Source organism: Pedobacter sp. 01N416 (assembly GCF_056399685.1).
On the sequence record NZ_JBFTRT010001124.1, the window covers coordinates 1 to 416 of the forward strand.

At 33.4% G+C, this 416-nt stretch carries 1 protein-coding gene; it reads left to right on the forward strand.

Going from position 1 to position 416, the window contains the following annotated elements:
* Nucleotides 1–160: 160 nt before the first annotated feature.
* A partial coding sequence (locus AC1DND_RS29535; protein WP_477586608.1) for a hypothetical protein occupies nucleotides 161–416 on the forward strand: 256 nt, incomplete at its 3' end.

Consider the following 416-nt stretch of genomic DNA (forward strand, 5'->3'; position numbering starts at 1 on the left):
ATCTAACCCTCACGCTCATGAATTCTAAATTCTTGTTATCTTCCATCAGAGCTTATACTCCTAAGTTTACAGTGTTCTCTGTCAAAAGCCAGGATCAATATAGCCTTGGCTTACTTGATGACATCTTTAAACAAGAACTTTCCAGAATAAATAAATAATAATGGGAAGAAAAACATTAATTCTGATTGGTGCTATCACCATTTTTTTGCTCTTTTATACCCAATTAATTGGAGCTTTTGATGAAAAAGTTGTAAGTCCTTGGTTGTCGAAGCTTAAGTATGATTGGATAGCATGGCTACTTATGGTACTGATAGAGATTGTCATCTTACAGTTTATAATTCTACTTAGAGACGAGCAAAAGGTTAATGACTTTACTATGGCCACTAGTTCATTTCTTTTGGCAATATATATATACC